General features: G+C 59.1%; 28 protein-coding genes. 19 read left to right on the forward strand and 9 right to left on the reverse strand.

Translation table 11 applies throughout. The annotated features are described in order from the left end of the window. Window positions 1-75 precede the first annotated feature (75 nt). Together D8780_RS05445 and D8780_RS05450 are read left to right on the forward strand one after the other, a co-directional pair. Window positions 76-837 (forward strand): alpha/beta fold hydrolase, encoded by a 762-nt coding sequence (locus tag D8780_RS05445; protein WP_121644698.1) that lies wholly within the window; start codon window positions 76-78, stop codon window positions 835-837. Then, window positions 834-1,694, forward strand: a complete 861-nt coding sequence (locus tag D8780_RS05450) for an alpha/beta fold hydrolase (protein WP_121644699.1) — start codon at window positions 834-836, stop codon at window positions 1,692-1,694. The genes D8780_RS05445 and D8780_RS05450 overlap by 4 nt, the downstream gene beginning before the upstream one ends. On the opposite strand, the gene D8780_RS05455 is transcribed toward D8780_RS05450, so the two are convergent. Continuing rightward, window positions 1,691-2,467, reverse strand: a complete 777-nt coding sequence (locus D8780_RS05455; RefSeq protein ID WP_121644700.1) for an enoyl-CoA hydratase-related protein — start codon at window positions 2,465-2,467, stop codon at window positions 1,691-1,693. The two genes, D8780_RS05450 and D8780_RS05455, sit on opposite strands and share 4 nt — an antisense overlap. Window positions 2,468-2,564: 97 nt before the next feature. Between D8780_RS05455 and cysE the strand changes: the two genes are divergently transcribed. Together cysE and D8780_RS05465 are read left to right on the forward strand one after the other, a co-directional pair. Then, window positions 2,565-3,386 (forward strand): serine O-acetyltransferase, encoded by an 822-nt coding sequence (gene cysE / locus D8780_RS05460; RefSeq protein ID WP_121644701.1) that lies wholly within the window; start codon window positions 2,565-2,567, stop codon window positions 3,384-3,386. Between the two features lie 142 nt (window positions 3,387-3,528). Next, the gene (locus tag D8780_RS05465; protein WP_121644702.1) at window positions 3,529-3,738 is read left to right on the forward strand and encodes a DUF3126 family protein; all 210 of its coding nucleotides are present in this window, start codon (window positions 3,529-3,531) and stop codon (window positions 3,736-3,738) included. A 149-nt stretch (window positions 3,739-3,887) separates the two neighbouring features. Here D8780_RS05465 and D8780_RS05470 read toward each other — a convergent pair whose 3' ends face one another. Further along, window positions 3,888-4,646, reverse strand: a complete 759-nt coding sequence (locus D8780_RS05470) for a DeoR/GlpR family DNA-binding transcription regulator (protein ID WP_121644703.1) — start codon at window positions 4,644-4,646, stop codon at window positions 3,888-3,890. Window positions 4,647-4,874: 228 nt separating this feature from the next. Here D8780_RS05470 and glpD point away from each other — a divergent pair, with 228 nt between their 5' ends. The 8 genes from glpD to D8780_RS05510 all read left to right on the forward strand — a co-directional run bounded on the left by glpD (window position 4,875) and on the right by D8780_RS05510 (window position 13,292). Then, on the forward strand, window positions 4,875-6,494 hold the full coding sequence (glpD, locus tag D8780_RS05475) for a glycerol-3-phosphate dehydrogenase (protein WP_121644704.1): 1,620 nt from the start codon (window positions 4,875-4,877) through the stop codon (window positions 6,492-6,494). A gap of 10 nt (window positions 6,495-6,504) precedes the next feature. Beyond that, on the forward strand, window positions 6,505-7,593 hold the full coding sequence (locus tag D8780_RS05480; RefSeq protein ID WP_121644705.1) for an ABC transporter ATP-binding protein: 1,089 nt from the start codon (window positions 6,505-6,507) through the stop codon (window positions 7,591-7,593). A gap of 10 nt (window positions 7,594-7,603) precedes the next feature. After that, window positions 7,604-8,680, forward strand: coding sequence for an ABC transporter ATP-binding protein (locus D8780_RS05485; RefSeq protein WP_121644706.1), 1,077 nt, complete (start codon window positions 7,604-7,606; stop codon window positions 8,678-8,680). Continuing rightward, complete coding sequence (locus tag D8780_RS05490; protein WP_121644707.1) at window positions 8,680-9,555, forward strand: carbohydrate ABC transporter permease; 876 nt, start codon at window positions 8,680-8,682, stop codon at window positions 9,553-9,555. The genes D8780_RS05485 and D8780_RS05490 overlap by 1 nt, the downstream gene beginning before the upstream one ends. Before the next feature lie 131 nt (window positions 9,556-9,686). After that, window positions 9,687-10,463 carry a carbohydrate ABC transporter permease gene (locus D8780_RS05495; protein WP_199699625.1) on the forward strand — a complete coding sequence of 259 codons (777 nt, stop codon included), beginning with the start codon at window positions 9,687-9,689 and terminating at the stop codon, window positions 10,461-10,463. Window positions 10,464-10,481: 18 nt separating this feature from the next. Beyond that, window positions 10,482-10,754 (forward strand): DUF2160 domain-containing protein, encoded by a 273-nt coding sequence (locus tag D8780_RS05500; RefSeq protein WP_121644708.1) that lies wholly within the window; start codon window positions 10,482-10,484, stop codon window positions 10,752-10,754. A 74-nt stretch (window positions 10,755-10,828) separates the two neighbouring features. After that, complete coding sequence (locus D8780_RS05505) at window positions 10,829-12,637, forward strand: ABC transporter substrate-binding protein (protein ID WP_245412273.1); 1,809 nt, start codon at window positions 10,829-10,831, stop codon at window positions 12,635-12,637. 220 nt (window positions 12,638-12,857) lie between these two features. Continuing rightward, window positions 12,858-13,292 carry a hypothetical protein gene (locus tag D8780_RS05510; protein WP_147440287.1) on the forward strand — a complete coding sequence of 145 codons (435 nt, stop codon included), beginning with the start codon at window positions 12,858-12,860 and terminating at the stop codon, window positions 13,290-13,292. A gap of 187 nt (window positions 13,293-13,479) precedes the next feature. Here D8780_RS05510 and D8780_RS05515 read toward each other — a convergent pair whose 3' ends face one another. The 4 genes from D8780_RS05515 to D8780_RS05530 all read right to left on the reverse strand — a co-directional run bounded on the left by D8780_RS05515 (window position 13,480) and on the right by D8780_RS05530 (window position 16,701). After that, window positions 13,480-14,136: a hypothetical protein gene (locus tag D8780_RS05515; protein ID WP_147440288.1), complete on the reverse strand. Its 657-nt coding sequence runs from the start codon at window positions 14,134-14,136 to the stop codon at window positions 13,480-13,482. A gap of 301 nt (window positions 14,137-14,437) precedes the next feature. Continuing rightward, window positions 14,438-15,037, reverse strand: a complete 600-nt coding sequence (locus D8780_RS05520; RefSeq protein ID WP_121644711.1) for a transglutaminase-like cysteine peptidase — start codon at window positions 15,035-15,037, stop codon at window positions 14,438-14,440. Window positions 15,038-15,398: 361 nt separating this feature from the next. After that, window positions 15,399-16,004 (reverse strand): PilZ domain-containing protein, encoded by a 606-nt coding sequence (locus tag D8780_RS05525; RefSeq protein ID WP_245412274.1) that lies wholly within the window; start codon window positions 16,002-16,004, stop codon window positions 15,399-15,401. Between the two features lie 70 nt (window positions 16,005-16,074). Beyond that, window positions 16,075-16,701 carry a PAS domain-containing protein gene (locus D8780_RS05530; RefSeq protein ID WP_121644712.1) on the reverse strand — a complete coding sequence of 209 codons (627 nt, stop codon included), beginning with the start codon at window positions 16,699-16,701 and terminating at the stop codon, window positions 16,075-16,077. A gap of 233 nt (window positions 16,702-16,934) precedes the next feature. On the opposite strand from D8780_RS05530, the gene D8780_RS05535 reads away from it, so the two are divergent. The 7 genes from D8780_RS05535 (at window position 16,935) to D8780_RS05565 (ending at window position 23,383) form a co-directional block, all read left to right on the forward strand. Next, entirely contained in the window at window positions 16,935-17,759 is an 825-nt protein-coding gene (locus D8780_RS05535; RefSeq protein ID WP_121644713.1) for a rhomboid family intramembrane serine protease, read from the forward strand. Window positions 17,760-17,839: 80 nt separating this feature from the next. Then, window positions 17,840-18,265 carry a CBS domain-containing protein gene (locus D8780_RS05540; protein ID WP_121644714.1) on the forward strand — a complete coding sequence of 142 codons (426 nt, stop codon included), beginning with the start codon at window positions 17,840-17,842 and terminating at the stop codon, window positions 18,263-18,265. 170 nt (window positions 18,266-18,435) lie between these two features. Continuing rightward, window positions 18,436-19,935 carry an Asp-tRNA(Asn)/Glu-tRNA(Gln) amidotransferase subunit GatB gene (gatB, locus tag D8780_RS05545; RefSeq protein WP_121644715.1) on the forward strand — a complete coding sequence of 500 codons (1,500 nt, stop codon included), beginning with the start codon at window positions 18,436-18,438 and terminating at the stop codon, window positions 19,933-19,935. 80 nt (window positions 19,936-20,015) lie between these two features. Further along, a complete protein-coding gene (locus D8780_RS05550) occupies window positions 20,016-21,443 on the forward strand; it encodes a Glu/Leu/Phe/Val family dehydrogenase (RefSeq protein WP_121644716.1) in 1,428 nt (475 codons plus the stop codon). A gap of 144 nt (window positions 21,444-21,587) precedes the next feature. After that, window positions 21,588-22,085, forward strand: coding sequence for a GNAT family N-acetyltransferase (locus tag D8780_RS05555; RefSeq protein ID WP_121644717.1), 498 nt, complete (start codon window positions 21,588-21,590; stop codon window positions 22,083-22,085). Window positions 22,086-22,160: 75 nt separating this feature from the next. Continuing rightward, a complete protein-coding gene (locus tag D8780_RS05560; protein ID WP_121644718.1) occupies window positions 22,161-22,559 on the forward strand; it encodes an NADH:ubiquinone oxidoreductase subunit NDUFA12 in 399 nt (132 codons plus the stop codon). A 410-nt stretch (window positions 22,560-22,969) separates the two neighbouring features. Next, the gene (locus D8780_RS05565) at window positions 22,970-23,383 is read left to right on the forward strand and encodes a DUF2155 domain-containing protein (protein WP_425373644.1); all 414 of its coding nucleotides are present in this window, start codon (window positions 22,970-22,972) and stop codon (window positions 23,381-23,383) included. A gap of 6 nt (window positions 23,384-23,389) precedes the next feature. On the opposite strand, the gene aat is transcribed toward D8780_RS05565, so the two are convergent. Genes aat through accB form a run of 3 tightly spaced genes read right to left on the reverse strand, consistent with a single transcriptional unit; the run spans window position 23,390 to window position 25,851 of the window. Beyond that, window positions 23,390-24,013 carry a leucyl/phenylalanyl-tRNA--protein transferase gene (aat, locus tag D8780_RS05570; protein WP_121644719.1) on the reverse strand — a complete coding sequence of 208 codons (624 nt, stop codon included), beginning with the start codon at window positions 24,011-24,013 and terminating at the stop codon, window positions 23,390-23,392. 12 nt (window positions 24,014-24,025) lie between these two features. Then, on the reverse strand, window positions 24,026-25,366 hold the full coding sequence (accC, locus tag D8780_RS05575; RefSeq protein WP_121644720.1) for an acetyl-CoA carboxylase biotin carboxylase subunit: 1,341 nt from the start codon (window positions 25,364-25,366) through the stop codon (window positions 24,026-24,028). A 20-nt stretch (window positions 25,367-25,386) separates the two neighbouring features. After that, on the reverse strand, window positions 25,387-25,851 hold the full coding sequence (accB, locus tag D8780_RS05580) for an acetyl-CoA carboxylase biotin carboxyl carrier protein (protein WP_121644721.1): 465 nt from the start codon (window positions 25,849-25,851) through the stop codon (window positions 25,387-25,389). Between the last annotated feature and the right edge of the window lie 101 nt (window positions 25,852-25,952).

A 25,952-nucleotide genomic window follows, 5' to 3' on the forward strand; every position in this document is an offset into this window, starting at 1 on the left:
ACCGAAGCGGGCTGGCATGCCGTCTAAACGGCACTTTGTCTTGCGCAGTAAGGACATGCGGCTTAACCAGACGCCATGAAGAACTTTACGCATGACGGGCTGCAACTGGCCTATCTCGACGAGGGACCGCGCGATGGCGATCCCGTTCTGCTCATCCATGGATTTGCGTCCAACAAGACAATCAACTGGGTAGAGACCAACTGGGTCCAGACGCTGACCGAGGCTGGCTACCGTGTTGTCGCGTTGGATAACCGCGGCCATGGGCAGAGCGACAAGCTCTACGAATCGGAAAGATACACTCCGACCCTCATGGCGGATGATGCGCTGGCTTTTCTACGGCATCTCGACATCGGAAAGGCTCACGTGATGGGCTATTCGATGGGGGCGAGGATCGCCAGCTTTCTGGCGCGCGATCATGGCGAGGTCGTTGCGACGCTCGTTCTCGGAGGGCTCGGCATGGCGCTGGTCGAAGGATCTGGCGATTGGGCGCCTGTCGCGGACGCTCTTTTGGCTGAGGATCCCGAGGCGCTGGCTGACAAGAGCGGCATGGAATTTCGTACCTTCGCGGACCGTACCGGCTCGGACCGGCGCGCTTTGGCCGCATGCATCGCGAGCAATCGTGTCCTGATGCCCGCCGAGGATCTGAAGGCCATACGTCAGCCGACTCTTATCGCGGTCGGCACCAAGGACGAGGTGGCTGGATCACCACATGATCTGGCCGCTCTCATGCCCCAGGCAGAGGCGTTCGATATCGAGAAGCGCAGCCATCTGATCGCCACAGGCGACAAGACCTTCAAGGCGAAGGTGCTCGATTTTTTGCAGGATCACCCGCTTTGAACAAAAGGACGGTCGAAGCGATCGGTGCCGACGACAATCCTCTCTTCGGGGACGCCATAGGAGAGGGGCCTCCGGTTCTCCTGCTCCATGGCGGCGGACAGACCCGCTATGCTTGGGAAAAGACGGCCTCTCATCTTGCCGAGAATGGCTATCGGGCGTTCACCTTCGACATGCGTGGGCATGGCGACAGTGCCTGGGTCACGAAGGCTGGATACAGCTTTCATGATTATGCGCGAGATGCCGCTGTGCTCGCCGACTGGCTGACCGAAGAGACGGGCCGTATGCCTATCGGCGTGGGGGCGTCACTGGGCGGCCTCAGCATGATTGGAGCGGAGGACGAGCAGCACCGCTTCGCAGCCATTGCTCTGGTCGATATCGTGCCGAGAATGCGCCAGGACGGCGCTCAGCGCATCATCAGCTTCATGACCGCTGCCGCAGAAGAGGGGTTTCCCGATCTGGAGGCGGCGGCCGATGCTATCTCCGCCTACATGCCGCACCGCTCTAAGCCAAAATCGCTCGGCGGTCTGCGCAAGAATATGCGTCAGCACGATGATGGCCGCTGGCGCTGGCACTGGGATCCCGTGTTCGCCTCCGGAGGCGAACGGTCGATCATGGCGGAGGCGCCGAAACATCTTCTGCGTTTCGATGAGGCGATCGAGCGTCTTCAGTTGCCGGTTTTGCTGGTCAGGGGCATGTCCAGCGAACTTGTCGGCGAGGAAGAGGCGCGCGACGCGGCCTCGCGGCTGCCGAATGGGCGCTATGTGGATATCGAGCAGGCGGGCCACATGATCGTTGGCGACAGGAACGACGCGTTCACGGAGGCGCTTCTGTCCTTTCTAGGGGACGTACAACCCTAGGCGCCGTGAAAGATCGGATTGCGCTTCTGGCGGAAGGCTTCACGCCCTTCCTGATAATCTGCGCTGTCGAAAGTGGCCGCGCCGAGCGCCTCCGTCTTTGAGGCCAGCGGCTGTGCCGGGTCGATGGTGGCAAGAATGGCAGCCTTGGACGCTTTGGCGGAGAGCGGCGCGCGCTGCGCAATGGCTTTCGCCATAGCCTCCGCAGCCTCGAGCACCGGCCTTTTGCTTTCGATCCGCAGAAGGAAGCCGTGGGATAGCGCCTCTTCGGCGCTCAGACTGTCGGCCGTGAAGGCGAGATAACGCGCTAGCTGTGGCCCGACGGCATTGACGATATCGATCATGGCCTCGTGAGGATATGCCAGTCCTAGCCGCGAGGCCGGAACGCAGAAGCGCGCCGTTTCATCCGCAAGGCGAATGTCGCAAGCGGCAGCCAGGCCGAAACCACCGCCAAAGCAGGTCCCACGTATGGCCGCGATGATGGGGAAGTGTGCGTTTCGAATAGCGGCAAAGGCTTCGACATTGCTGCTTTCATAGTGCCGGGCGCTTTCTGCATCCTTGCGGGTCGTGTCGAATTCGCCGATATCCGCTCCGGCGCAGAAATGGTCTCCTGCACCGTTCAGGATCAGGACGCGGGTTTGGCCGTCATCTTCGATCGAGCGGATATGGGCTGCCAGTTCTTCCCACATCGCCAGCGTCAAAGCGTTGCGCTTGTCCGGCCGCTCTATTGTCAGTGTGGAGACGTGGTCCTGCGTGCGTCGGATGAAACCCGTCATCGATCGTTAGCCTTCATTTCCCTGGGGCGGTTGGACTGTCGCTCCGAATGGCTTATATCACCGCGAAGACAGCCGCTACCTATCGGAGCAGTACACCATGGCCCTGTCGCAGCGCGCAGAACACACCGCTCCCGAGAGCCTGGACCCGATTTGGGATACCTTGCGGAAGGAAGCCGAGGAGGCCGTCGATCGCGAGCCGATGATGGGCGCGTTTCTGTGCGCGAACGTTCTCAACAACCGCAATATGGAAAACGCTATCGCCCGTCGTGTCGCCGAGCGGATTGGTCACGAATTGATGGCTCCGGCGCTGATCGAGCAGGCCTATGCCCAGATGCTTGATGCGGGCGAGGGCTTTGCGTCCTCGCTGCGGGCTGATCTGCAGGCGGTCTACGATCGTGACCCCGCCTGCCGGCGCTATCTCGATGCTTTTCTCTATTTCAAGGGCTTTCATGCTCTTCAGGCCCACCGGGTGGCGCACTGGCTCTGGCAGCAAGGCCGACGGGATTTTGCCCTCTATCTGCAGAGCCGGGCATCGTCGGTTTTGAGTGTCGATATCAATCCCGCTACCGAGATCGGCAGGGGTGTCTTTCTCGATCATGCCAGTGGAATCGTTATCGGCGAAACCGCACGTATCGGTGATGATGTCTCGATCCTTCAGGGCGTCACGCTGGGCGGAACCGGCAAGGAGAACGGCGATCGCCATCCGAAGATCGACCACGGTGTTCTGATCGGTGCGGGCGCGAAGGTCCTCGGCAATATCGAGATCGGCCATTGCTCGAAGGTGGCAGCCGGGTCGGTGGTCCTCCGCCCTGTGCCGCCCAATACTGTCGTGGCCGGCGTGCCTGCGAGAATCGTCGGCGAAAGCACGTGCGCCGAACCGGCCCGTGCGATGGACCAGATGCTTTCCATGGATGACTGATCTTCGATCGTGCAGGAAACACCTTCTGTACATCCCTGATTGAGTTCGCCTCTACCCCGCCCGAATGCCCGCGCTAATTGCCGGCGAGTTACCGGAAACTGCGCATTTACCCTGTTGCTATGAATTCAAATTGGAGAATCCTTTGAAACCTGACGAGATCCGCAAGCTGGATGCCTATTTCAAGAGCCTGTTCCGGACCGACAAGATCGAAGTGCGCGCACGTCCGCGAAAGGAAGATTCCTGCGAACTCTATCTGGACGATGAGTTCCTGGGCGTTATCGATCGCATCGAGGATGAAGGCGAAGTGTCCTACAATCTCGCAATGGCGATCCTCGATATCGATCTGGAGTGATTACCATAGAGGTTGCGATCGTCCCTTCACGCGGACGATCGCCATCGTCTGATCCACTAGCGAATAATTCCTATCGGCGGAGTTTGCGGTTTCGGCCCTTTTTACGCTGGCGAAGAATGACAGACGCATCCAGGCAGTCGAACCATCGTTCAGGGCAGACGGATATCCGTGCCCCACTCCTGGCATAGATTGCTGAGATCGGCCCCAACGGGGTGGTCGGTAAAGAAGAGGTCGATAGCAGACAGGCTGCCGATGCGCGCCGGTGCGCTGCGTTCGAATTTCGAATGATCGGCAACCAGAATCTTGGTGCGCGCACGGCTTAGTGCTGTCTGGCTGACGCCGACCTCCTGCGTGTCGAAGTCCAGAATGTCGCCATCATAATCGAGCGCCGAACACCCAAGGATGGCGTAATCGAATTTGAACTGCTCCACGACACGGTTGGTCATCCCGCCGACCAGTCCGCCATCGCTTCTGCGCAGCACACCGCCAGCGACAATGATCTCGCAGCTTTCATTGGCGACCAGAATATTGGCAATGTTCAGATTGTTGGTCATGACCAGCAGATTGCGGTGCGAGAGCAACTGGCGCGCCACCGCCTCGGTGCTAGTGCCGATATTGAGAAAAATCGACGAGTTTTCCGGAATTGCGGCCGCGCAAGTCCGCCCGATCAGTTCCTTGCCTTCCTGATTGAGGTTGCGACGCTCCTCATATCCGAAATTCGTGACGCCGGAGACCGGAACCGCCCCGCCGTGGACGCGCTTGAGATGCCCGCTATCGGCAAGTTCCGAGAGATCGCGCCGTATCGTCTGGACTGTCACGCCAAACCGGCCAGCCAGATCCTCGACACTGACTTTGCCCTGCTGGCGTGCCAGCTCCAATATTTCCGGGTGCCGCAGCGTTTCGCTCATCCCGTAGACCCTCCGAAAGCGAGCTGCACAGTGCGCAGTGATCTCGGCAAAAGCAAGTGCGAGCGAAGAAAACAGAATGCATATGGCGGGTCTCCCTTGGAATGCGAACACATAATGCCGCGCAAAAGAACCTAAAGCGAAAATAAACGAACATTCTACTGTTGACGCGGACGGGTTGGCGGGCGTAGGTTCCCGGCTCGATACGTCGCATGAGGCTAGGGAGGGCGCATGGCGAACGATCCGCATCATGATGCGCCTGTTTTCGACCTGCTGGTTATTGGCGGCGGTGTGAATGGTTGCGGTATTGCCCGCGATGCGGCCGGGCGGGGCCTGTCGGTCTGCCTTGTCGAGAAAGACGACCTCGGCTCCGGCACATCATCTGCCTCGACGAAGCTTTTTCATGGCGGTCTGCGCTATCTGGAGTATTTCGAGTTCAAGCTGGTGCGTGAAGCACTGGGAGAGCGCGAAATACTGCTTAAGGCGATGCCGCATATCGCCTGGCCGATGCGCTTCGTTCTTCCCTACACGCCGTCGATGCGCTTCGAGAACGACACACCGACTTCGAAGTTGTTGTCGACTGTGATGCCGTGGATGAAGGGACGCCGCCCGGCATGGCTGATCCGGGCGGGCCTCTTTCTCTACGATAGCCTCGCGGGTCGTAAATTTCTGCCGGGAACGAAGACCGTCGATCTCGCAACCGATCCTGCCGGCGTTCCGTTGAAGGACGAGTTCGAAAAGGCTTTCGAATATTCCGATTGCTGGGTTCAGGATTCCCGGCTTGTCTCGCTGAATGCCAGAGACGCGGCAGAGCGCGGCGCTTCCGTTTTGACCCGGACCGAACTTATCGGCGCCGAGCGGCAGGCCGATCAATGGCTCGTGACGCTCAAGAATGTCGAAACGGGAGAGCGTTTCACAAAGCAGGCCCGTATGCTCGCCAATGCCGGCGGGCCGTGGGTTCGCGACCTCATCGACCGCACCAGCCGTTCGAACATGAAAACCGATGTGCGTCTGGTGAAGGGCAGTCACATTGTCACCCACCGGCTCTACGAGCACGATAAAGCCTACTTCCTGCAGGGCCGCGACGGCCGGATCATCTTCCTCCTGCCTTATGAGGAGGACTATACGCTGATCGGCACCACCGATAGGGAACATCACGACCCGAATGTGCCGCCCGAGATTTCAGAAAGCGAGCGGGATTACCTGCTTGGGTTCGCGAACGAATATCTGAAGCAGAAACTGACGCCAGACGACATCGTCTGGGCCTATTCAGGCGTCCGACCCCTTTATGACGACGGTGCCTCATCGGCGACCGCTGCGACGCGCGAATATGTGATGGTGCTGGACGATAATGGCGGCGCGCCCATCCTCAACGTGTTCGGGGGCAAGATCACCACCTATCGGCGCCTGTCGGAGCAGGCCGTGGACAGGCTGAGCGAGGCGGCCAATCGATCTGGCAAAGGCTGGACTGCCGGTGTGCCACTGCCCGGCGGCGACTTTCCGGTGGCCGAGGTGGACAAGCTCATCGCGTCACTGCGCGAACACCATTCGTTTCTGGACGCGAATTGGGCCAAGCGCCTCGTTCGCGCTTACGGCACAGATGCCCTGGAAATGCTGGATGGGGCCCGTGCAAAGCGGGATCTCGGCGAGATGTTCGGGGCCGATTTGAGCCAGTCCGAGGTCGAATGGCTGATGACGCGCGAATTCGCACGGACTGCCGAAGATGTCGTTTGGCGGCGCTCCAAGCTCGGCCTGCGAATGTCGGATCAGGAAATTGGGCGGCTCGATGACTTCATGGAAGAAAAACGTAGCGCGCTGGACCTGGCCGCGCCGATGACGGCCGCCGGGTAGGAGGAGAACCATGACGCTTCAACTGGAGAATGTCTCCAAGGTCGTGAACGGGCAGACCCATATCTACCCGACCGATCTGACGCTGCAGAAGGGAACGATGAATGTTCTGCTCGGCCCGACGCTGGCCGGCAAGACCACACTGATGCGCCTGATGGCGGGATTGGACAAGCCGTCTACAGGGCGGATCCTCTGGAATGGCGAAGATGTGACCGATGTGCGGGTTCAGGACCGCGGCGTCGCAATGGTCTATCAGCAGTTCATCAATTATCCCTCGATGACCGTCTATGACAACATTGCCAGTTCGATGCGCCTTTCGGGCCGCCCGTCAGACGAGATCGATCGCAAGGTTCGCCAGACCGCAGAGCTGATGAAGCTGACGCCGATGCTCGATCGCAAGCCGCTCCAACTCTCCGGCGGTCAGCAGCAACGCTGTGCGCTGGCGAGAGCTCTGGTCAAGAATGCCGGCCTCGTTCTGCTCGACGAACCGCTGGCCAATCTCGACTACAAGCTGCGCGAGGAATTGCGCATCGAAATTCCGAAAATCTTCGAGGAGAGCGGTTCGATCTTCGTCTATGCGACGACCGAGCCGGAAGAGGCGCTGCTCCTCGGTGGCAACGCCGCGACCTTGTGGGAGGGGCGCATCACCCAGTTCGGCCTGACCCTTAGCGTCTATCGGCAGCCGGTCGATGCCACGACGGCACGTGTGTTCTCGGACCCGCCGATGAATTTCCTGCCTTTCGAAAAGCGCGGCAATCAGGTGGCGTTTGCCGACGGCGCGAAGGTGGAGGCGACGGGCCCGTTCGCAGCGCTTTCCGATGGCCGATACACCGCCGGATTCCGGCCGAACCATCTGGCACTCCAGCCGCAGGGCCCCGACGCGCTCTCGTTCAATAGCAAGCTGAATGTTTCGGAGCTGACCGGGTCGGAGACCTTCATCCACCTCGATCACCATGGCCAGCGCTGGGTGGGCCTCATGCACGGCGTTCATGAGTTCAAGCCCGGCAGCTCGCTCGATGTCTATCTTTCGCTCGAGCACATCTACATTTTCGACGAGGAGGGCCCGTTGGTCGCGTCTGCCTCCTATGCGGCGGCGGCGTGAGGGAGGACCCATGGCTCAGATCACACTGAAGAATATCGCGCATTCCTACATGGAGGATCCCTCCAAGGAGGCTGATTACGCGCTGAAGGAAGTCGACCATGTCTGGCGCGATGGCGAGGCCTACGCGCTTCTTGGTCCGTCCGGCTGCGGCAAGACCACGTTGCTCAACATCGTGTCGGGGCTTTTGCGCCCGTCCCACGGCCGCGTCCTTTTCGACGGTCAGGACGTGACGGACATGCCGACCGCGGAGCGCAATATCGCTCAGGTGTTCCAGTTTCCGGTCGTCTACGACACCATGACGGTCCGGGAGAATCTGGCGTTTCCGTTGAAAAACCGGGGAGTCGAGGCGGCTACCATTACCGAACGTGTGCAGCGTGTCGCGTCCATGATCGGTATGGAGAGGGAACTCGACCGTAAAGCGCGCGGCTTGACGGCGGACGCCAAGCAGAAGATCAGTCTTGGCCGTGGCATGGTTCGCGACGACGTGAACGCGCTTCTCTTTGACGAACCGCTCACCGTGATCGACCCACATATGAAATGGGAGTTGCGGACCCAGCTGAAACATCTGCATGGTCAGTTCGGCCATACGATGATCTATGTCACGCACGACCAGACCGAAGCATTGACCTTCGCCGATCATGTGGTGGTCATGCATGATGGCCGCGTCGTGCAGATCGGCACGCCTGAAGAACTGTTCGAACGTCCGGCCCACACCTTCGTCGGCTATTTTATCGGCTCGCCGGGCATGAATCTTCTTCCGGCAGAGGTGCAGGGCGATCGGGCGATCATCGATGGCCATGAAGTGCCGCTCGGGGCTGGATATGGGGATATGTCGGGCAAGGTGGAGATCGGCATCCGCCCTGAATTTGTTCGCCTGAGCGACGACGTCGGCTTGCCGGTGACCATCGATCGGGTCGAGGATGTCGGCCGTCACCGCCTTGTTCGCACCACGATGCAGGGCCGCCCGATCAACATCATCGCCAGTGAAGGCGGGCCGGTTCCTTCCGAAAATGCGAGGATCACCTTCGATCCGAGCCGGATCAATATCTATGCCGATGACTGGCGCGTCGAGGGGAGGGCAGTCTGATGGAAAAGACCGTCAATCACAAAGCCTGGTTCCTGGTCCTGCCCGTTCTGGTGCTGGTCGCTTTCTCCGCGGTGATTCCGCTGATGACTGTCGTGAACTATTCGGTTCAGGACACATTCGGCAACAACGTCTTCTTCTGGGCGGGTCTCGAATGGTTCGAGCAGATGCTGCATTCGGACCGTATGTGGAATGCGCTCGGACGCCAGCTCGTCTTTTCGGCGATCATCCTCGCAATCGAAGTGCCGCTCGGCATTTTCGTGGCGCTTAACATGCCGAAAAGCGGGTTCTGGGCATCACTTTGCCTCGTGCTGATGAGCCTTCCGCTGCTGGTGCCGTGGAATGTTGTCGGGACGATCTGGCAGATTTTCGCGCGCGTCGATATCGGACTTCTCGGCTATACGCTGCGGTCTCTCGGAATCGACTACAACTATACGCAGGATTTCTTTGCGGCCTGGACAACCGTCATCGTTATGGATGTATGGCACTGGACGAGCCTGGTGGCGCTTCTCGCCTATGCCGGCCTGCAGTCCATTCCCGATGCCTATTATCAGGCGGCGAAGATCGATCAGGCCAGCCGTTGGGCGGTCTTCCGCTATATCGAACTGCCGAAGATGGCGGGCGTTCTGATGATCGCGATCCTGCTGCGCTTCATGGACAGCTTCATGATCTACACCGAGCCGTTCGTCGTGACCGGCGGCGGCCCAGGCAATGCGACGACATTCCTGTCGATCGACCTGGTGAAAATGGCGCTCGGCCAGTTCGACCTCGGTCCGGCGGCGGCCTTCTCGATCATGTACTTCCTGGTGATCCTCGTGATCTCCTATGTCTTCTACACGGTCATGACCAATCTGGATAAAAGGGACGGCGTGGCATGAGCGATACGACCATGAAATCGACTGTTGCCGCTCCCGGCGCGGCCTCAATTCCCGGCGATGTCACCACGAGCCGGGCGAATGCGAATGCGCGCCTGAAAAGCCGCTTCAAGCCGTCCGGTTCGGCATTCGTGATGGGGCTCTACCTTCTGTTCCTTTTGCTGCCGATCTACTGGCTGCTGAACATGAGCCTGAAGACCAATCAGGAGATTCTGTCGACCTTCACGCTGATTCCGCTAAGGCCAACGCTCGACAATTACGCGACCATTCTGACTGACCCGTCCTGGTATATGGGTTACGTCAATTCGATGATTTACGTGGTCATGAACACGGCCATCTCGATTACGGTCGCATTGCCCGCTGCCTATGCCTTCTCGCGCTACAGCTTCATGGGCGACAAGCATCTGTTCTTCTGGCTTCTGACGAACCGGATGGCGCCGCCGGCGGTCTTCGCATTGCCCTTCTTCCAGCTCTATTCGTCGATTGGTCTCTTCGACACCCATATCGCCGTCGCCCTCGCGCACTGCCTCTTCAACGTGCCGCTCGCGGTCTGGATTCTGGAAGGCTTCATGCGCGGCGTGCCGCGCGAGATCGACGAGACGGCCTACATTGACGGCTATTCCTTCCCGCGCTTTTTCATCAAGATCTTCATGCCGCTGATCGCAAGCGGTATCGGCGTCGCGGCCTTCTTCTGCTTCATGTTCTCATGGGTCGAACTGCTGCTGAGCCGCACGCTGACATCCGTCGATGCCAAGCCGATTGCCGCCACCATGACGCGCACCGTCGGCGCGGCGGGGGTCGACTGGGGGGTGCTGGCCGCCGCAGGCGTCCTCACCATCATCCCCGGCGCTCTCGTCATCTATTTCGTTCGCAACTACATCGCCAAGGGCTTTGCCCTCGGGCGGGTCTAGGCTGGAGGAGATCTGACCATGCAATGGATGGCCTGGACTATACCGACAGTCATCTTCTTCGCTTCGATCGCGGCGCTATTGCTTGTCTTTACCGCGCTTGCGATCCGCTACCCGGAAACGCCGCGCCACGGCGTTCTCGGAATGGAGACGACGCGTGGCGACCGCTTGTTCATCGCGCTTCTGGCGGCCGCTTTCGTCAACCTTGCCTGGCTGGGTCTGACAGACCTCAGCCAATGGTGGGGGCTCGTAATCAGCCTCATCGTCGCATTGCCAATTTTCCGTTGGGTGTAGCGACGTGGCTTGATGGGGCGGGATCCGAGAGGAGCCCGGTGCCCGATAGACTGCAACAAACCTGGGAGGAATGAATGAAAAACGCATTCAAGACGACGACCGCACTGGCCTTTCTGGCAGGTGCGATGGCGAGCCCGGCCTTTGCCGGGATGGAGGAAGCCCAACAGTTTCTCGATAATGAAATCGGGGACGTCAGCACCCTTTCCCGCGAAGAGCAGGAACAGGAGATGCAGTGGTTCATCGATGCGGCCAAGCCTTTCGAAGGCATGGAGATCAAGGTCGTTTCGGAAACCATCACCACCCACGAATATGAAAGCCAGGTGCTTGCGCCGGCCTTCACCGCCATTACCGGCATTCAGGTCACACACGATCTGATCGGTGAGGGCGATGTGGTTGAAAAGCTGCAGACGCAGATGCAGTCGGGCCAGAATATCTATGACGCCTACGTCAACGATTCTGACCTGATCGGTACCCATTGGCGTTACCAGCAGGCCCGCAACCTGACAGAATGGATGGACGGCGAAGGCAAGGACGTCACCAACCCCAATCTCGATCTGGATGATTTCATCGGACTGGACTTCGTGACCGGCCCCGACGGCAATCTCTATCAGCTTCCGGACCAGCAGTTCGCCAATCTCTACTGGTTCCGCTACGACTGGTTCAACGACGAGAAGAGCAAGGCCGATTTCAAGGAAAAATACGGCTATGAACTCGGCGTGCCGGTCAACTGGAGCGCCTACGAAGATATCGCAGAATTCTTCACCGGCCGTGACATGAGCTACATTGATGGCAGCCCGTCTTCCGGCGTCTATGGCAACATGGATTACGGCAAGAAGGACCCGTCCCTCGGGTGGCGCTACACCGATGCGTGGATGTCGATGGCCGGCATGGGCGATAAGGGTGAGCCGAACGGCCTTCCCGTCGACGAATGGGGCATTCGGGTCAATGAGCAGTCACAGCCGGTCGGCGCCTGCGTGGCACGCGGTGGTGCGACCAACAGCCCCGCCGCTGTCTACGCTGTCGACAAAGCCATCGAGTGGTTGCAGAAATATGCGCCGCCCGCGGCTGCCGGTATGACGTTCTCCGAGGCTGGCCCGGTTCCGGGGCAGGGCAACATCGCTCAGCAGATGTTCCTTTACACGACCTTCGTGGCTCCTCTGGTCGCGTCCGATGCGGTCATGAATGACGATGGCACGCCGAAATGGCGCCTGGCTCCCAGCCCGCATGGCGTTTACTGGCAGGACGGCATGAAGATCGGTTATCAGGACGTCGGTTCCTGGACCCTTCTGAAGTCCACGCCGGACGATCGTGCCAAGGCGGCCTGGCTCTACGCTCAGTTCGTCGATTCCAAGACGGTCGACGTCAAGAAGTCCGATGTCGGTCTGACCTTCATTCGCGAAAGCACGATCAATTCGGAGCACTTCACGGAACGCGCCCCGAAGCTTGGTGGCCTTGTCGAATTCTACCGCTCGCCTGACCGCGTTCGCTGGAGCCCGACCGGCACCAACGTTCCGGATTATCCGAAGCTGGCACAGCTGTGGTGGCAGAATATCGGTGACGCAATGTCCGGCGCGAAGTCGTCTCAGGAAGCGCTCGACAAGCTCTGCGCCGATATGGAGAACGTGCTCTCCCGTCTCGAAAGGGCCGGCGTGCAGGGTGAACTCGGTCCGAAGCTGAACGAGGAAAAAGACCCGCAGGAATGGCTCAGCCAGGAAGGCGCTCCGAAAGCCAAGCTTGAGAACGAGAATGAAGAGCCGCAGACCATCGCCTATGACGATCTCGTCAAGCGCTGGTCTTCCGAGCAGTCCGGCACCTCCTCTGGCGATGACGCCTCGATGGAGGGCGACGACAAGACGGACGACGCAGAGACGTCGGCGAACTGATCCTTTGACCGGGCCACTACGGTCGCCCTCGTCTAGAAACAGAGCGGGTGGAGGCAGCGCCTTCGCCCGCTCATTTTTTTTCGGCCAGTCAGAACAAGCTGTCATTCTATTTCCACGAAAACGCGGCGGTCGACATGCGCTTGCCGCCGATGGTTGTGACGAAGTCCGTCGAGCAGACGAGGTTACAGACTCATTCATAGGCGTGTGGTAGATATGTGCGATGATTGAGTCAGAGAGATTGAGGCCGGCTGGAGAGTTCGGATCGGGCCAATTTGAATTCGGAGAATGGACAACGCCGTTCACCGATGCTGAGGTTGAAATCCTCGAAGTCGCGTATGTTGTGCGCGAGCAAGGCGGCAGCGAATTGCTGGTTCGTATTCGTGATCTTTATGCGGATACAATCTACCGACTGGTTTTTTCAACGATTTCGGCAGTAAGGCTGCTGGATGAGGGCGAGTTGCTCGAGTTCTGGGAAAAAACGGCCGAGCTTGGCGGTCGACCCGGACGGACAACATTTCGGGTCCGCAATCACGCCTGGACACGCGAAAGCATGATTTCCTTCCTCGCGTCCGATGGGACATCGTTCGTGATTGCAAGCAACAACGAATGCGTGGAAGTGGTCAGCGTGACCGCTCCGACGATAGTCGCAGGGTAAGATGCTGCTCTGTCACACCCAGAACGTATTTAATGCAGCGACGTGACGATCGACAGGAAGCTGTCGCGAGACCAGATGGCGGAGCAATTGTAGTCGTCGGCTGACCGTATCCAGGGCCGATGTCTTGCCAAGCAAAACCTGTCTTCGCCACGCGCAGGAAACCGCTGATGACTGATGACCCCATACCTTATCGGATCAATGCATTCACACGGTCTCTGAGGGCAGGTTCCATGGTGCGCCAGTCCCCAAGCAGCTCTCGCGGAAATCTGTATGTGATGGATAGACCAGCGCCGATGTTCACGTCTCTTTCGCAGCCGGCGAGCGCCTGTCGTCCATCAGTTCCAGCAAGGCATCTCGCGACATAGAGGCTGCCATCGGCAAAAATGCCGTGGGCGAGCAGTTCCTTCTCGAATCCGGTATCGCGTCGAAAAGCGCTCAATTGCAGACCCGCCGGCCCAGCGATTCCAGGGCTCTTCAGTAAGGGACGATAGACGCCGGCGTAGCGTGCACTCATGTCCGGCGCTGTCGTCGACGGTTCAACTGTGACGAAGATAAGCGAACGCGGGACCGTTCTGCCATTGAAAATATCGGCAGCGTTGCGGGAATAACCTGTCAGCTCCGGCCAGCGCATATAGAGGTCGAGACGCGAATACTCGCCGCTACTTCGCTGCTCTGCTCGCCGGATCATATTTTCAGGGACAAAGAGGACGTTGTTTCCGACAACAGCCTCGATCGGCGCCGTCCGCTCGCTATGCCCGGCCAGAGCGAGGAACTGGCCGATCTTCTGGCCGCCTGCGACCGTGGCAAACGTCGCGCCAACGAGGATCGCTGCACCGATTATCACTTGGCGCTTCAACCAACCGCAATTCAGATCACGTGTTCCAATATGGGCCATGAGCGATGCCGGCCTTGCCTCTTGCTTCGAGCCTGGCAGCCCGGCGCGTCACCTTTGTTCGAACTTGTTTCGACATTGCCCGATTATGGTAAACGCCGCGTAATCGATCGCGACCCGCGATTTGTGAAGCGGACTGCTACTCCGGCTGCATAGATCCGCGATAAAAGAAGCCGGCCTCCAGGGGAAGAGACCGGCTTCTGGTCGGGCCGCAGCAGGGACGTGAGGCGGCCAGGTTCGATGTGATCGTTTCTTAGCGGCTGACCGCACCGACGACCGTGACACGATCATCGTCGACGAGGTTCCACTGCGCGCTGCTGTAGGGACTCTGGAGCTTCAGGAATGTGTATTCCGTCTGGTCCCACGGAAGCACACGATCGTTTAGATTATCCAGCACGACGTCGCCGCGATCGGTCCGGATCGTCAGGACAGCATGGCCGTCTCCATTGGGCTGCAGAACAACCGTGATCAGAAGGGTTGAGGCGGGAACGCCCTTTTCGATGAGACGGCGGCGTTTCTCCAGAACATAGTCTTCGCAATCACCGACGCCTTGCGGATAAGACCACAACTCTTCCTGTCCCCAGATCTCCCAATCCGTCAGCGGCATGACTTCCGCATTCACGGTGGCATTCAGCTGAAGGATAACCTGCCAGGACTGCTGGGTCAGAGGGTAGGGCTTGGGCGATGCCTCACGGTCGCTGCACTCTGTGGGTGCCTGCCAGCAGAATTCGGCATGTCCGAGTGGAGGATTGGCAGCGCCGACGGTCTGCATGAAGGGCCGGGCATTGGCACTGCCGTAAAAAAAGAATAAAACAGATATTGAAATTGCGATCGTCTTGATAATAGATTGCATGACTTGTCTCCCCTGATGGAAGACAGCCTCGCAGAAAGACTTTGTCGCCCCGCAAAAAAGCGACGTTGCTTTCTAATCAAAACAAGTACAAACGAAAATCAAATTTGCGCGATTTGAATATTGGTTTGTTAACCGCGTTAACAGTCATGATAGGGATCTGTTAACCCTGTGCGGGCGCCTTGAGACGTCGTTTTTCGGTCGGATGTGATGCCCGTCAAAACAAGGTGCGGATGCGGCCTGTTAGCCTGGCATTCCCTAAGAGTGGAGCAGGGGCGTACAGGTCCGGCACCGTGAGGAAGACCTCACGTGATGAGTGGCAGAGAGCTGATAGACGTCGGAGAGAGCGGCTTTTCTGAAACCGTCAGGCCATTTTCGCCAGATCGATGAATTCGATCGCGATACCGTCATTGAAATGGCGGATAACGCGTCCCTTCATGGTGCCCAGCGTGACCGCAGTACCCAGTGCCGGACGCACCTCCGTGGCAATGGCGGCGCCGGAAAGGGAAAGGTCGATGATGCGGCATTTATATTTGCGCCCATCGTCCAGATGCATCGCGGAAATCGGATTGCGCGGTTCGACACGTGCGTGACGTCGGTCTTCCGGAAGATCGAGTTCATGACGGTTCGCCAGCCATGTCAGCTGGGAAGCGATCTTGTCCTTCTTCCGATCCGAGGCGATGATCGTAATGGCGAACCCGTCATCAAGCGAACGGGTTACAACACCTTCCACCCGGCCGATGTGGTCGAGATAGCAGATGCATTTCTCGCCCGGCTCGCCGGTCATGTCGGTGCGGAGCGCGGCGCTACCTGGGCTCATGTCCACTATGAAGCAGGCGTGCTCGCTGCCATCCTCAAGCATGAAACGGCCATAGATATTGGCATGGACGCGCTGAAAAGCCCTGCGCTCCGGTTTTTCCGGCATCGGTAGCTCTTGCGCCAGACTCATATCTGCTAGGCCTTGGTCCATAATAAGCATGTCCTCAACAGGACTATTGCCGTGTAAAAGTTAAGGTCAGGTAATATAAGTCGCTTGGTTTTCAGTCATTGCGTCCGCCGTCCAGGACGGTCAGATGCGCGATCTTGCGGCCTGCGGGCACCTCCTGAATGGCGGCTCGGCTCGGAGCAAGCGGAGGAACGTCGATCTGTGCCCGCTGGGAGAGAAGGTCGGACTCTCGTTCCGGGTCGATGATTCGGACCGAGCGAAGCTTCCACTCGACGATAGGATCGGTACCGAGCCAGTACGGGTTTGACGACGCGACGGCCGAGCCGAAGGCGCGTTTTCCCGTCTCCTCGCTGGCCAGAGGCAGAAGCAGAAGCTCGTAGCCGATCCGGCTTCCGTTCTTGCTGTGCCCGTCCATGCTGATGACGGAAATGGCATGTCCGGACAGAGCCTGGTCGGTCAGGCGAAGCAGCATGCGCCGGTCGCGAGCGTGAAACAGGCTCTGGAAACGGGTTCCGCGCAATTCCGTGCCGAACTGCTGGCAAAGGGCCGTCCCGGCCAGGCGAAACTCGATCGTTCCATCTTCAAGACGCTGGAGAATGAAAGTCGACGGCAGCAATGTGCGAATATCACTTGGCTCAATCCTGTTCCGGTGCGGCGCGGCGTCCGAACCACGCAGACGATTCCAATAAAGAAACAGGTCTCGGGTGTTTTTCTGTCGCATGCGTTCCTCAATCGGTCTGTGTTGTGCCAGTTCGGAGCAGAAAAGCGCTTCGGATTGGCTTTTGACCGTGGCGTTGCATCGACCGTGCCAACGACCCGAATTCCGACGGGACGGCGGGGAAGAGAGACGATAAAAGCGAGTTGGATGAGCGAGGTGTTGTCGGGGAAACGTGCCCTAAGGCTTGCGCACCTGTCAGGAGGGCCCATCTTCTGGCTAGAAAAGGGGGACGCCGTTTGACCGACCAGAATGCCAGTGATGAACAAGAGGCGGGCGGTGGCGCGATGAGATCGCCGCGGCCGTCACCCTGGGCGCGTCCGAACCCTTCCGACCTCACCGATGCGTCAACGCATTCCACGGACGTGGATCAGGCGTCGCCCCGTACGAAAGAGCAGGCTGTTAACCTGGCTCCGGCCGTCATTTTCTTTCTTGTTCTTATGGGAGCGATCCAGGCGATACGCAGCTTTCTGCTGCCCGTCCCCATCGACAACGAAGTGCTCTACTGGTTTGCCTTCGTTCCAGAAATCGCGTCATTCGGACTGCTTGGCCTCGTCCACGAATTGTGGGCGGCCATCACCTATTCGCTCCTTCATGGCGGCTGGGCCCATTACTTCATGAACGCCGTGTGGCTGGCTATTTTTGGATCGCCTCTGGCGATGCGCATCGGTTTCGCGCCGTTCGTCCTGTTCTGGGTCGTGACGGCCTTTGCGGCGGCGGCGTTTCATTTTGCGATCGACCCCTATGGCTATTCGATTCTTGTGGGGGCTTCCGGTTCGATCAGTGGCATGATGGGGGCCGCTGCGCGCCTCGGCTTCCGTATCGACCGGACCGGCCAGAAGAAGGCGTTTGCCGGCAGGCCGATGACGATGCGAGAAGTGGTTCGGTCTCGCACAGTGCTCGGCTTCATCATGATCTGGCTGCTGGTCAATATTCTGACAGGGCTGTTTGTGTCCGTCGGCGAAAGCGCCATCGCATGGCAGGCCCATATTGGCGGCTTCGTTGCCGGCTTTCTGATCCTTCCCTTTTTCCCGGCCCGACTCCGGCGCGGACCCGGGATCTGACCTGCATGTTTCTGTAATGTCTTGCGAAAGCCTTTTTGGGCGCGCACGATGAGAGCAGTCAGATAGTGGGAGGAAAGCTAATGACAGTTCGTCAGATTCTCGAACAGAAGGGCCGTGACGTTGCGGCCTTCAATCCTGAGACAGTGATGCGGCAGGCCATCGAACTGTTGGCAGAGAAGGGCATCGGCGCTTTGGTCGTTCTCGAAGACAACAAGATCGTCGGCATCCTCTCCGAAAGGGATGTTGTCCGCGCCATTGCGGATCATAGTGCTTCAGCGCTCGACCGGCCGCTCTCCGACTTCATGACCCGCGATGTGAAGACCTGCAGTGAAAGCAGCACCGTGGAAGAGGTCATGGATCAGATGACGGATGGGCGCTTTCGCCATCTTCCCGTTGTCGACGAAGGCCAGATGGTCGGAATCGTCTCGATCGGCGATGTGGTGAAGCGCCGCATTCGCGCAGCGCAGCAGGAAGCGGATTCGCTCAAGCAGTATATTGCGAGCTAGAGGCAACTGGGCGGTCCGATGCCCGTCACCAGTTCCGGGATGGGCCGCCTTACGCCTTGAACGGGTCTGCCTTTTGCTCTAGGCGGTCGGCAATAGTGGCAGGCAATATCCGGCTCTGAACAAAGCCGCGATGTCGCTGCCTTCAATCTTGCCAGGGACTAGATGCAGACATGGCCATCGTCGATAGCCGAACGCCCGATGAGAAACGCTTCCTGTCGGGAGCGACCGGAGATTGGGAGATCGTGATCGGCATGGAGGTGCACGCCCAGGTCACCTCCGAGAGCAAGCTTTTTTCCGGCGCATCGACCAGTTTTGGCTCGGCTCCGAATGATAATGTCAGTCTGGTGGATGCCGCCATGCCCGGCATGCTGCCGGTGATCAATGATGAATGCGTTCGGCAGGCGGTGCGCACAGGCCTTGGGCTGAAGGCGAAGATCAATAATCGGTCCGTTTTCGACCGTAAGAACTATTTCTATCCGGACCTGCCCCAGGGATACCAGATCAGCCAGTTCGCTCACCCCATCGTTGGGGAAGGCACGGTGATGATTTCGGTCGGTCCAGACCGTCAGGGCAACTTTGAAGATGTCGAGATCGGCATCGAACGGCTGCATCTGGAACAGGATGCGGGCAAGAGCATGCACGATCAGCATCCGACGATGAGCTTTGTCGATCTGAACCGCTCGGGCGTGGCTCTTATGGAGATCGTTTCCAAGCCCGACCTGCGCTCTGCCGATGAGGCCAAGGCCTATCTGACCAAGCTGCGCACCATTCTGCGCTATCTCGGCACTTGCGACGGCAATATGGATGAAGGGTCTATGCGTGCCGACGTGAACGTCTCGGTCCGCAAGCCCGGGGGCGATTTCGGCACGCGCTGCGAGATCAAGAACGTCAATTCGATCCGCTTCGTCGGCCAGGCTATCGAGTATGAAGCACGCCGACAGATCGCCCTGATCGAGGATGGCGGCGTCGTGGATCAGGAGACGCGGCTGTTCGATCCCGCCAAGGGGGAGACCCGATCGATGCGCTCGAAGGAAGAGGCGCATGATTATCGCTACTTCCCGGACCCCGATCTGCTGCCGCTCGAATTTGATGACGCCTTCGTTGAAGCGCTAGCGTCAGACTTGCCGGAACTGCCCGATGACAAGAAGGCGCGGCTGATGGCCGATGCCGGCTTGTCGGCTTATGACGCGTCGATCCTCGTCTCCGAAAAGGCGATCGCCGATTACTACGAGGCTTTGGCCAAGGGCCGGGATGGCAAGCAGGCGGCGAACTGGGTCATCAACGACCTTCTGGGTGCCTTGAACAAGGCTGGCCAGTCGATTGAAGAGACTCCGGTTTCGCCCGACCAACTCGGCCAGATTCTCGATCTGATCAAGGAAGGCACGATCAGCGGCAAGATCGCCAAAGACTTGTTCGAGATCGTCTTCGCAGAGGGGGGCGAACCCAAACAGATCGTCGAAGAACGCGGCATGAAGCAGGTGACCGACACCGGCGCTATCGAGTCGGAAGTCGATAAGGTTATCGCTGCCAACCCCGAAAAGGCTGAACAGGCTAAGGAAAAGCCGTCCCTGGCGGGATGGTTCGTCGGCCAGGTGATGAAGGCGACCGGCGGCAAGGCCAATCCACAGGCTGTGAACCAGCTTGTCCGGCAAAAGCTTGGAGTCGACTAAAAAATTCAGATCGCTCGTCTTGCTTTCTCGGGCATTCGACCTTCCTGTGTCGGCTGTGGCATGTGGGAGAGGACAAAGACATGACCCAGCCGATCACCGAGCCGAGCTTTCGCGAGAGCGTCGACATGCATTTCGAGCGCGCGGTCAAGCGGCTCGAGCTTTCGCCTGGTCTGGCGCAGAAAATCCGTGTCTGCAATTCCACGTATACGGTGCGGTTCGGCGTTAGGCTGAGAGGGCATATTCATACCTTTACCGGGTATCGGGCCGTTCACTCCGAGCATGCAGAGCCGGTCAAGGGCGGTATTCGCTATGCGGCGGGCGTCAATCAGGACGAGGTCGAAGCGCTGGCAGCGCTGATGACCTATAAATGTGCGCTTGTCGAAGTGCCCTTCGGCGGATCGAAAGGCGGGCTCTGCATCGATCCACGGGAGTGGAGCGAGGACGAGCTGGAGCGGATCACCCGCCGCTTCGCCTCCGAATTGATCAAGCGCGATCTCATCAACCCCAGCCAGAACGTGCCGGCGCCCGATATGGGGACGGGTGAACGGGAGATGGCGTGGATCGCCGATCAGTACCGCCGCATCCACACGACGGACATCGATGCTCTCGCTTGCGTGACCGGCAAGCCGCTGAATGCCGGCGGCATCAGGGGCCGGACCGAGGCGACGGGGCGTGGCGTCCAGTTCTCCCTGCAGGAGTTCTTCCGCCATCCATCGGATGTGGATCTCGCCAAGCTCGAAGGGACCCTGTTGGGGAAACGGGTGGTCGTGCAGGGCATCGGTAATGTCGGCTTTCATGCTGCGAAGTTTCTGCAACAGGAAGACGGATGCCGCATTACCGGGCTGGCGGAATATAATGGCGGCCTGTTCGATGAGAGCGGGATCGATGTCGCCGCGGCCCATGCTTACTTCGGCGAGCACGGTAGCTTCGAAGGCTACCCGAAGGGCCTCTTCATCCAGAACTCGGCATCCCTCCTCGAAGCCGATTGCGACATTCTGATACCGGCGGCACTCGAGGGGGCGATCAATCTTTCCAATGCCGATCGTATCCGGGCCCCTCTCATCGTCGAAGCCGCCAACGGCCCCGTTACGGCTGGCGCCGATGAGCGCCTGAGAGAGCGCGGCGTGGTCATCCTGCCTGACATGTACGTCAATGCCGGCGGTGTGACGGTGTCGTATTTCGAATGGGTCAAGAATTTGTCGCACATTCGCCTCGGCCGTATGCAGCGACGTGGCGAAGAGACCCGCCACCGGTTGCTCATCGAGGAAATCGAACGCGCGACCGGCACTCAACTCTCCGATACGTTCAAGCAATTCTATATTGAAGGATCGGACGAACTGGCGCTGGTGCGTTCGGGATTGGATGACACCATGCGCGTCACCTATCAGGCGATGCGCGAGAAATGGCATGAGAGCCGCAAGACGGAGCCGACGATCGACCTTCGGACCAGTGCCTATATGATCGCTGTGGAGAGAATCGCGGCGAGCTATCGTTCGCTCGGACTGTGACTATTTGCCTATTGGCTTTTTCGGTGAAGGAAAGCTTGTCAGCTTGACGCCGGGGAGCATTTCAGTTTCCTTCGAAAGGGGCGCCTAGAGGCCCGACGGGACACGCTGGCCCGACCTGTCCGGCGAGAACATAACCTACGGACAATGTGGATCCGCACCGTTGATCCGGATGATATTCCGGAAATTCGCTCGCTGCTTGAGCGGACCTGGCACGCCACCTATGACGAGATCTATGGTCATGAACGCGTCGCCGCGCTCACTGCGAGTTGGCATTCGGAAAGCGCGCTGCGCAAGCGGCTGAACAAGCCCTATTCCGAGTTCGTGATCGCCGACGATGGTGAGGATATTCTGGGCGTCGCCTTCGCTTCCATGGGCGATGGAGGCGACGACCGAACCGCCTTTCTACATCAGCTCTATGTCAATCCCGACGTGCAGGGCAGGGGCGCTGGAACCGCACTTCTCATCGAGATGGAAAGCGCCTTTCCCGCTGCCAGTCGCATGAAGCTGGAAGTCGAGGAAGCCAATCTGAAAGCTATCAGCTTCTATGAGAAGCAGGGTTACGAGCGGATCGGCCGAACCGAAAATTGCGGCGTGCGCGATAGTGGCATTCCGGCTGTGATCATGGAAAAGCAGCTTGATTGAACGGCCTTCCCCTTGCCAATTCTGGCGTGGAACGTCATAAGCCGCACAGGCAAAAACCACGGACGACACTTCGTCATGAGCACATTTCTCAAGCAGTTCTTCACTTGGTGGAACGGCAACCAGCTCAATTTTCGCTATCACCTCTGGCGGCATGCCGAGAAGGTGGGCGAAGACGAGTTCGGCAATGTCTATTATCAAGGCGGAAAGGACTCCGAAGGCCGCCCTCATCGCTACGTCGTCTATCCCGATATTTCGGAGCCGTCTCTGATCCCTCCCGGCTGGCACGGCTGGATGCATCACAAGACGGATATTGCGCCGCCGGATTCGTCCTACGAAGCGCACGAGTGGCAGAAGCCGCACCGACCCAATCTGACAGGAACGCCGTCCGCCTACCATCCCAAGGGCTCGCTCTATAATACGGGCGAACGGCCGCGCGTGACGGGCGACTACGATGCCTGGTCGCCGGGCGAATAAGCCTCATTCCTTAGGCTGCCCGGCCTAGCTCCGCCACATTTGGCGCGTAGCCCGTTGGCTAGGGGCAGGGCTATCGGGTTCGGGCGATACCGATCGGCCAATTCAGGAGAGCACAATTGCAGCGACCTTGGCTGATAATCGCGGCTGTGATGATGGGGATGACGGCCGGCGGGGCCACTGCGCAGACCATCGAGCGCAGACCCTTGCCGTCTCCATCGCAACCGGACGGAAGCTATCAGGATCCTGCGCAGGATTATGAAGCACCGATCGATCCGGCGCCCCAGCAATCCGATCCGTTTTCGAACTCTCCTGACCAGTCGGACCCGTTCGCTGCCGAGTCCGATCAGTTCGGCGATCCCAACGATCCCTACGCCGAGCCCGATACAATGGTTGCGCCCGATGCGAGCCAGATGGGCGCCGAGGTGAGTGAGCCGGCCCCGGCGGTCGAGGACAAGCCGGTCAAGAACAAGGTCGCTGTATTTACGGGGATCGACAAAATCACCGGTCGGATCCACCATTTCGACGTGATGATCGATGAGACCGTTCAGTTCGGCGCTCTGCTGGTCACGCCCCGGGTTTGCATCAACCGACCCGAAAGCCTTGAACCCAAGACCGACAGCTTCGTCGAGATCGACGAAATGACCTTGGATCGGAAGGTGCGCCGGATCTTTACCGGCTGGATGTTTGCCGAGAGTCCTGGCCTCAACGCCGTGGAGCACGCGGTCTATGATGTCTGGCTGAAATCCTGCAAGCAGGATAGCGACGATGTGGCCGCCGCGGGCGATGACAGTGCGGCCGAGGGTGGTGCAGGCGAAAGCCGCTAATCCGTCCTATCCGAAGGTCGCCTGATGGGCGAGCGCGTCGGCAAGCAGTTCCTCATAGCGCTCGCGCTCCACATCGATCGCACCAAACCGTTTGAGATGCTCGGTCGTGAATTGCGTATCCAGTAGCCGAAACCCGCGCTCTCGCAATCTCTCGACTAAATGGACGAGGCAGATCTTGGAAGCATCGCTCCGCCGGCTGAACATGCTCTCGCCGAAGAATGCCGCGCCGAGCGTCACTCCGTAGAGCCCACCCACCATCTCGTCGTCCTCCCATGCTTCGACGCTATGGGCATGACCGATCTTGTGGAGCCGCATATAAGCGCGCCGTATCGGGCCATTGATCCAGGTTGTCTCCCGGCCGGTGTTCGAGGCGGCGCAGCCGTCTACAACCGCTGCGAAATCGGTATTGGTTCGGACCGAGAATCGCTTGCGACGGACGGCCTTCTCCAGACTGCGTGGTATGTGAAAGGCATGCAGGGGGAGAATGCCGCGGAGGTCGGGCCGAACCCAGAATACCTCGTCGTCCGCCGCATCTTCAGCCATCGGAAAGACGCCCGAAGCATAGGCTCTCAGAAGCAGTTCCGTCGGAATTTCGCGACCGGGCGCATGAGGGCGTTGCTTGTCGCGCATAATCTCTTCGACTTAGCCGTCGGCCAGATAAGACTCCAGCCAGTGAATATCATATTTGCCGTCCGCAATGTCCTTGTTGCTGACGAGATCGCGGAACAGCGGCAATGTCGTGTCGATCCCGTCGACCACGAATTCGTCCAGCGCGCGCCGGAGACGCATCAAACATTCCACGCGATTGCGACCATGCACGATCAGCTTGCCGATCAGGCTGTCGTAATAGGGGGGAATCCGGTACCCGCTATAGACGCCGGAATCGACGCGGATGCCGAGACCGCCGGGTGTGTGGAAATGTTTTATAACGCCGGGAGACGGCACGAATGTGCGGGCATTTTCCGCGTTGATACGGCATTCGATGGCGTGGCCGTGGAACTCGATTTCGCTCTGTTTGACCGAAAGGTTTCCGCCGGATGCGACGCTGATCTGTTCATGGACCAGATCGATACCGGTAATCGCCTCTGTGACGGGATGCTCCACCTGAAGCCGCGTATTCATCTCGATGAAGTAGAATTCGCCGTCTTCATAGAGAAACTCGACCGTGCCGGCGCCGCTATAGCCCATTTCCGCTACGGCTTTGGAACAGATCTCGCCGATCCGCGCACGGGCATCGCTATTGAGCGCAGGAGAGTTGGCTTCTTCCCAGACCTTCTGGTGACGGCGCTGCAGCGAACAGTCGCGTTCACCCAGATGGACCGCATTGCCCTTGCCGTCTCCGACGACCTGAACCTCGATATGGCGCGGCTTGCCGAGATATTTCTCGATATAGACGGCGTCGTCCCCGAATGCGGCGCCGGCTTCTGACCGAGCGGTCTGGAACGCAGCTTTCAGTTCACTCTCATCTCGGGCGACCTTCATGCCGCGGCCGCCGCCGCCGGCAGCCGCTTTGATGATGACCGGATAGCCGATGTCTCCGGCAATTCGCTTTGCCTGGTTCGGATCGGTCACGCCGCCTTCCGAGCCGGGAACGACGGGTATGCCAAGACGTGCCGCGGTTCTCTTTGCTTCGATCTTATCGCCCATCGTACGGATGTGCTCGGCCTTCGGGCCGATGAAAGCGATATTATGCGCTTCGAGAATTTCTGCGAACTTGGCGTTTTCGGACAGAAAGCCATAGCCGGGGTGAATGGCGTCCGCACCGGTGATTTCGCAGGCGGCGACGATCTGGTGGATGTTCAGATAGGAATCACGGCTTGCCGGCGGTCCGATACAGACGCTCTCATCGGCAAGCTTGACGTGCATCGCCTCTGAATCAGCGGTCGAATGCACGGCGACCGTCTGAATGCCGAGCTCTTTGCATGCCCTCAGCACACGAAGGGCGATCTCGCCGCGATTGGCGATTAGAACCTTGTTGAACATCGATACCGCCTCGTTCTTGCTTATTCGACTATGACGAGCGGCTCGCCGAATTCGACCGGCTGGGCATCGGTCACCAGTATCTGTTTTACCGTACCGGCTTTGGGCGCCGGGATCTGGTTCATCGTTTTCATCGCTTCGATGATCAGGAGAGTCTGACCGGCTGCCACCTTGGTGCCGACCGAAATGAACGGCGCAGCGCCAGGCTCCGGCGACATATAAGCGGTACCGACCATCGGTGAGGGGACGGCATTCGAAAGATCGACCTCGTCTTCCGCCGCACGAGAGGCTTCAGAGGGCGCGGACGTCGGAGCAGGGGCAGAAAACTGCACCGGTGCCGGTGCGGCCGCCTGGACATATTGCGACTGGCGCGAAAGGCGGATGCGCATGTCGCCCTGTTCGACCTCGATCTCCGCAAGGTTCGTCTCGTTCAGAATATCTGCCAGACTACGAACCAGCGCTTGATCAACCGTGTTCTCCGACGACATGAAAACCTCTTTTCTTTTACTTCTTCCAGCCGATCACGGGCCGGCCCTCGGGGCAGCGGTCAGCTATAGTCTTCCTTGATGCGAGCGGGAAGCCCCTCGCG

Source organism: Notoacmeibacter ruber (assembly GCF_003668555.1).
Lineage (GTDB): Bacteria > Pseudomonadota > Alphaproteobacteria > Rhizobiales > Rhizobiaceae > Notoacmeibacter > Notoacmeibacter ruber.

Bases quoted from the DNA above. Each gene is read 5' to 3' on its own strand.
- D8780_RS05505 (WP_245412273.1), top strand. From the start codon at position 10,829: ATGAAAAACGCATTCAAGACGACGACCGCACTGGCCTTTCTGGCAGGT.
- D8780_RS05520 (WP_121644711.1), bottom strand. From the start codon at position 15,037: ATGCAATCTATTATCAAGACGATCGCAATTTCAATATCTGTTTTATTC.
- gatB (WP_121644715.1), top strand. From the start codon at position 18,436: ATGGCCATCGTCGATAGCCGAACGCCCGATGAGAAACGCTTCCTGTCG.
- D8780_RS05550 (WP_121644716.1), top strand. From the start codon at position 20,016: ATGACCCAGCCGATCACCGAGCCGAGCTTTCGCGAGAGCGTCGACATG.
- D8780_RS05540 (WP_121644714.1), top strand. From the start codon at position 17,840: ATGACAGTTCGTCAGATTCTCGAACAGAAGGGCCGTGACGTTGCGGCC.
- D8780_RS05455 (WP_121644700.1), bottom strand. From the start codon at position 2,467: ATGACGGGTTTCATCCGACGCACGCAGGACCACGTCTCCACACTGACA.
- D8780_RS05555 (WP_121644717.1), top strand. From the start codon at position 21,588: ATGTGGATCCGCACCGTTGATCCGGATGATATTCCGGAAATTCGCTCG.
- D8780_RS05525 (WP_245412274.1), bottom strand. From the start codon at position 16,004: ATGGACCAAGGCCTAGCAGATATGAGTCTGGCGCAAGAGCTACCGATG.
- aat (WP_121644719.1), bottom strand. From the start codon at position 24,013: ATGCGCGACAAGCAACGCCCTCATGCGCCCGGTCGCGAAATTCCGACG.
- D8780_RS05510 (WP_147440287.1), top strand. From the start codon at position 12,858: ATGATTGAGTCAGAGAGATTGAGGCCGGCTGGAGAGTTCGGATCGGGC.
- D8780_RS05485 (WP_121644706.1), top strand. From the start codon at position 7,604: ATGGCTCAGATCACACTGAAGAATATCGCGCATTCCTACATGGAGGAT.
- D8780_RS05480 (WP_121644705.1), top strand. From the start codon at position 6,505: ATGACGCTTCAACTGGAGAATGTCTCCAAGGTCGTGAACGGGCAGACC.
- accC (WP_121644720.1), bottom strand. From the start codon at position 25,366: ATGTTCAACAAGGTTCTAATCGCCAATCGCGGCGAGATCGCCCTTCGT.
- D8780_RS05490 (WP_121644707.1), top strand. From the start codon at position 8,680: ATGGAAAAGACCGTCAATCACAAAGCCTGGTTCCTGGTCCTGCCCGTT.
- cysE (WP_121644701.1), top strand. From the start codon at position 2,565: ATGGCCCTGTCGCAGCGCGCAGAACACACCGCTCCCGAGAGCCTGGAC.
- D8780_RS05500 (WP_121644708.1), top strand. From the start codon at position 10,482: ATGCAATGGATGGCCTGGACTATACCGACAGTCATCTTCTTCGCTTCG.
- D8780_RS05495 (WP_199699625.1), top strand. From the start codon at position 9,687: ATGGGGCTCTACCTTCTGTTCCTTTTGCTGCCGATCTACTGGCTGCTG.
- accB (WP_121644721.1), bottom strand. From the start codon at position 25,851: ATGTCGTCGGAGAACACGGTTGATCAAGCGCTGGTTCGTAGTCTGGCA.
- D8780_RS05470 (WP_121644703.1), bottom strand. From the start codon at position 4,646: ATGAGCGAAACGCTGCGGCACCCGGAAATATTGGAGCTGGCACGCCAG.
- D8780_RS05565 (WP_425373644.1), top strand. From the start codon at position 22,970: ATGGGCGCCGAGGTGAGTGAGCCGGCCCCGGCGGTCGAGGACAAGCCG.
- D8780_RS05560 (WP_121644718.1), top strand. From the start codon at position 22,161: ATGAGCACATTTCTCAAGCAGTTCTTCACTTGGTGGAACGGCAACCAG.
- D8780_RS05445 (WP_121644698.1), top strand. From the start codon at position 76: ATGAAGAACTTTACGCATGACGGGCTGCAACTGGCCTATCTCGACGAG.
- glpD (WP_121644704.1), top strand. From the start codon at position 4,875: ATGGCGAACGATCCGCATCATGATGCGCCTGTTTTCGACCTGCTGGTT.
- D8780_RS05530 (WP_121644712.1), bottom strand. From the start codon at position 16,701: ATGCGACAGAAAAACACCCGAGACCTGTTTCTTTATTGGAATCGTCTG.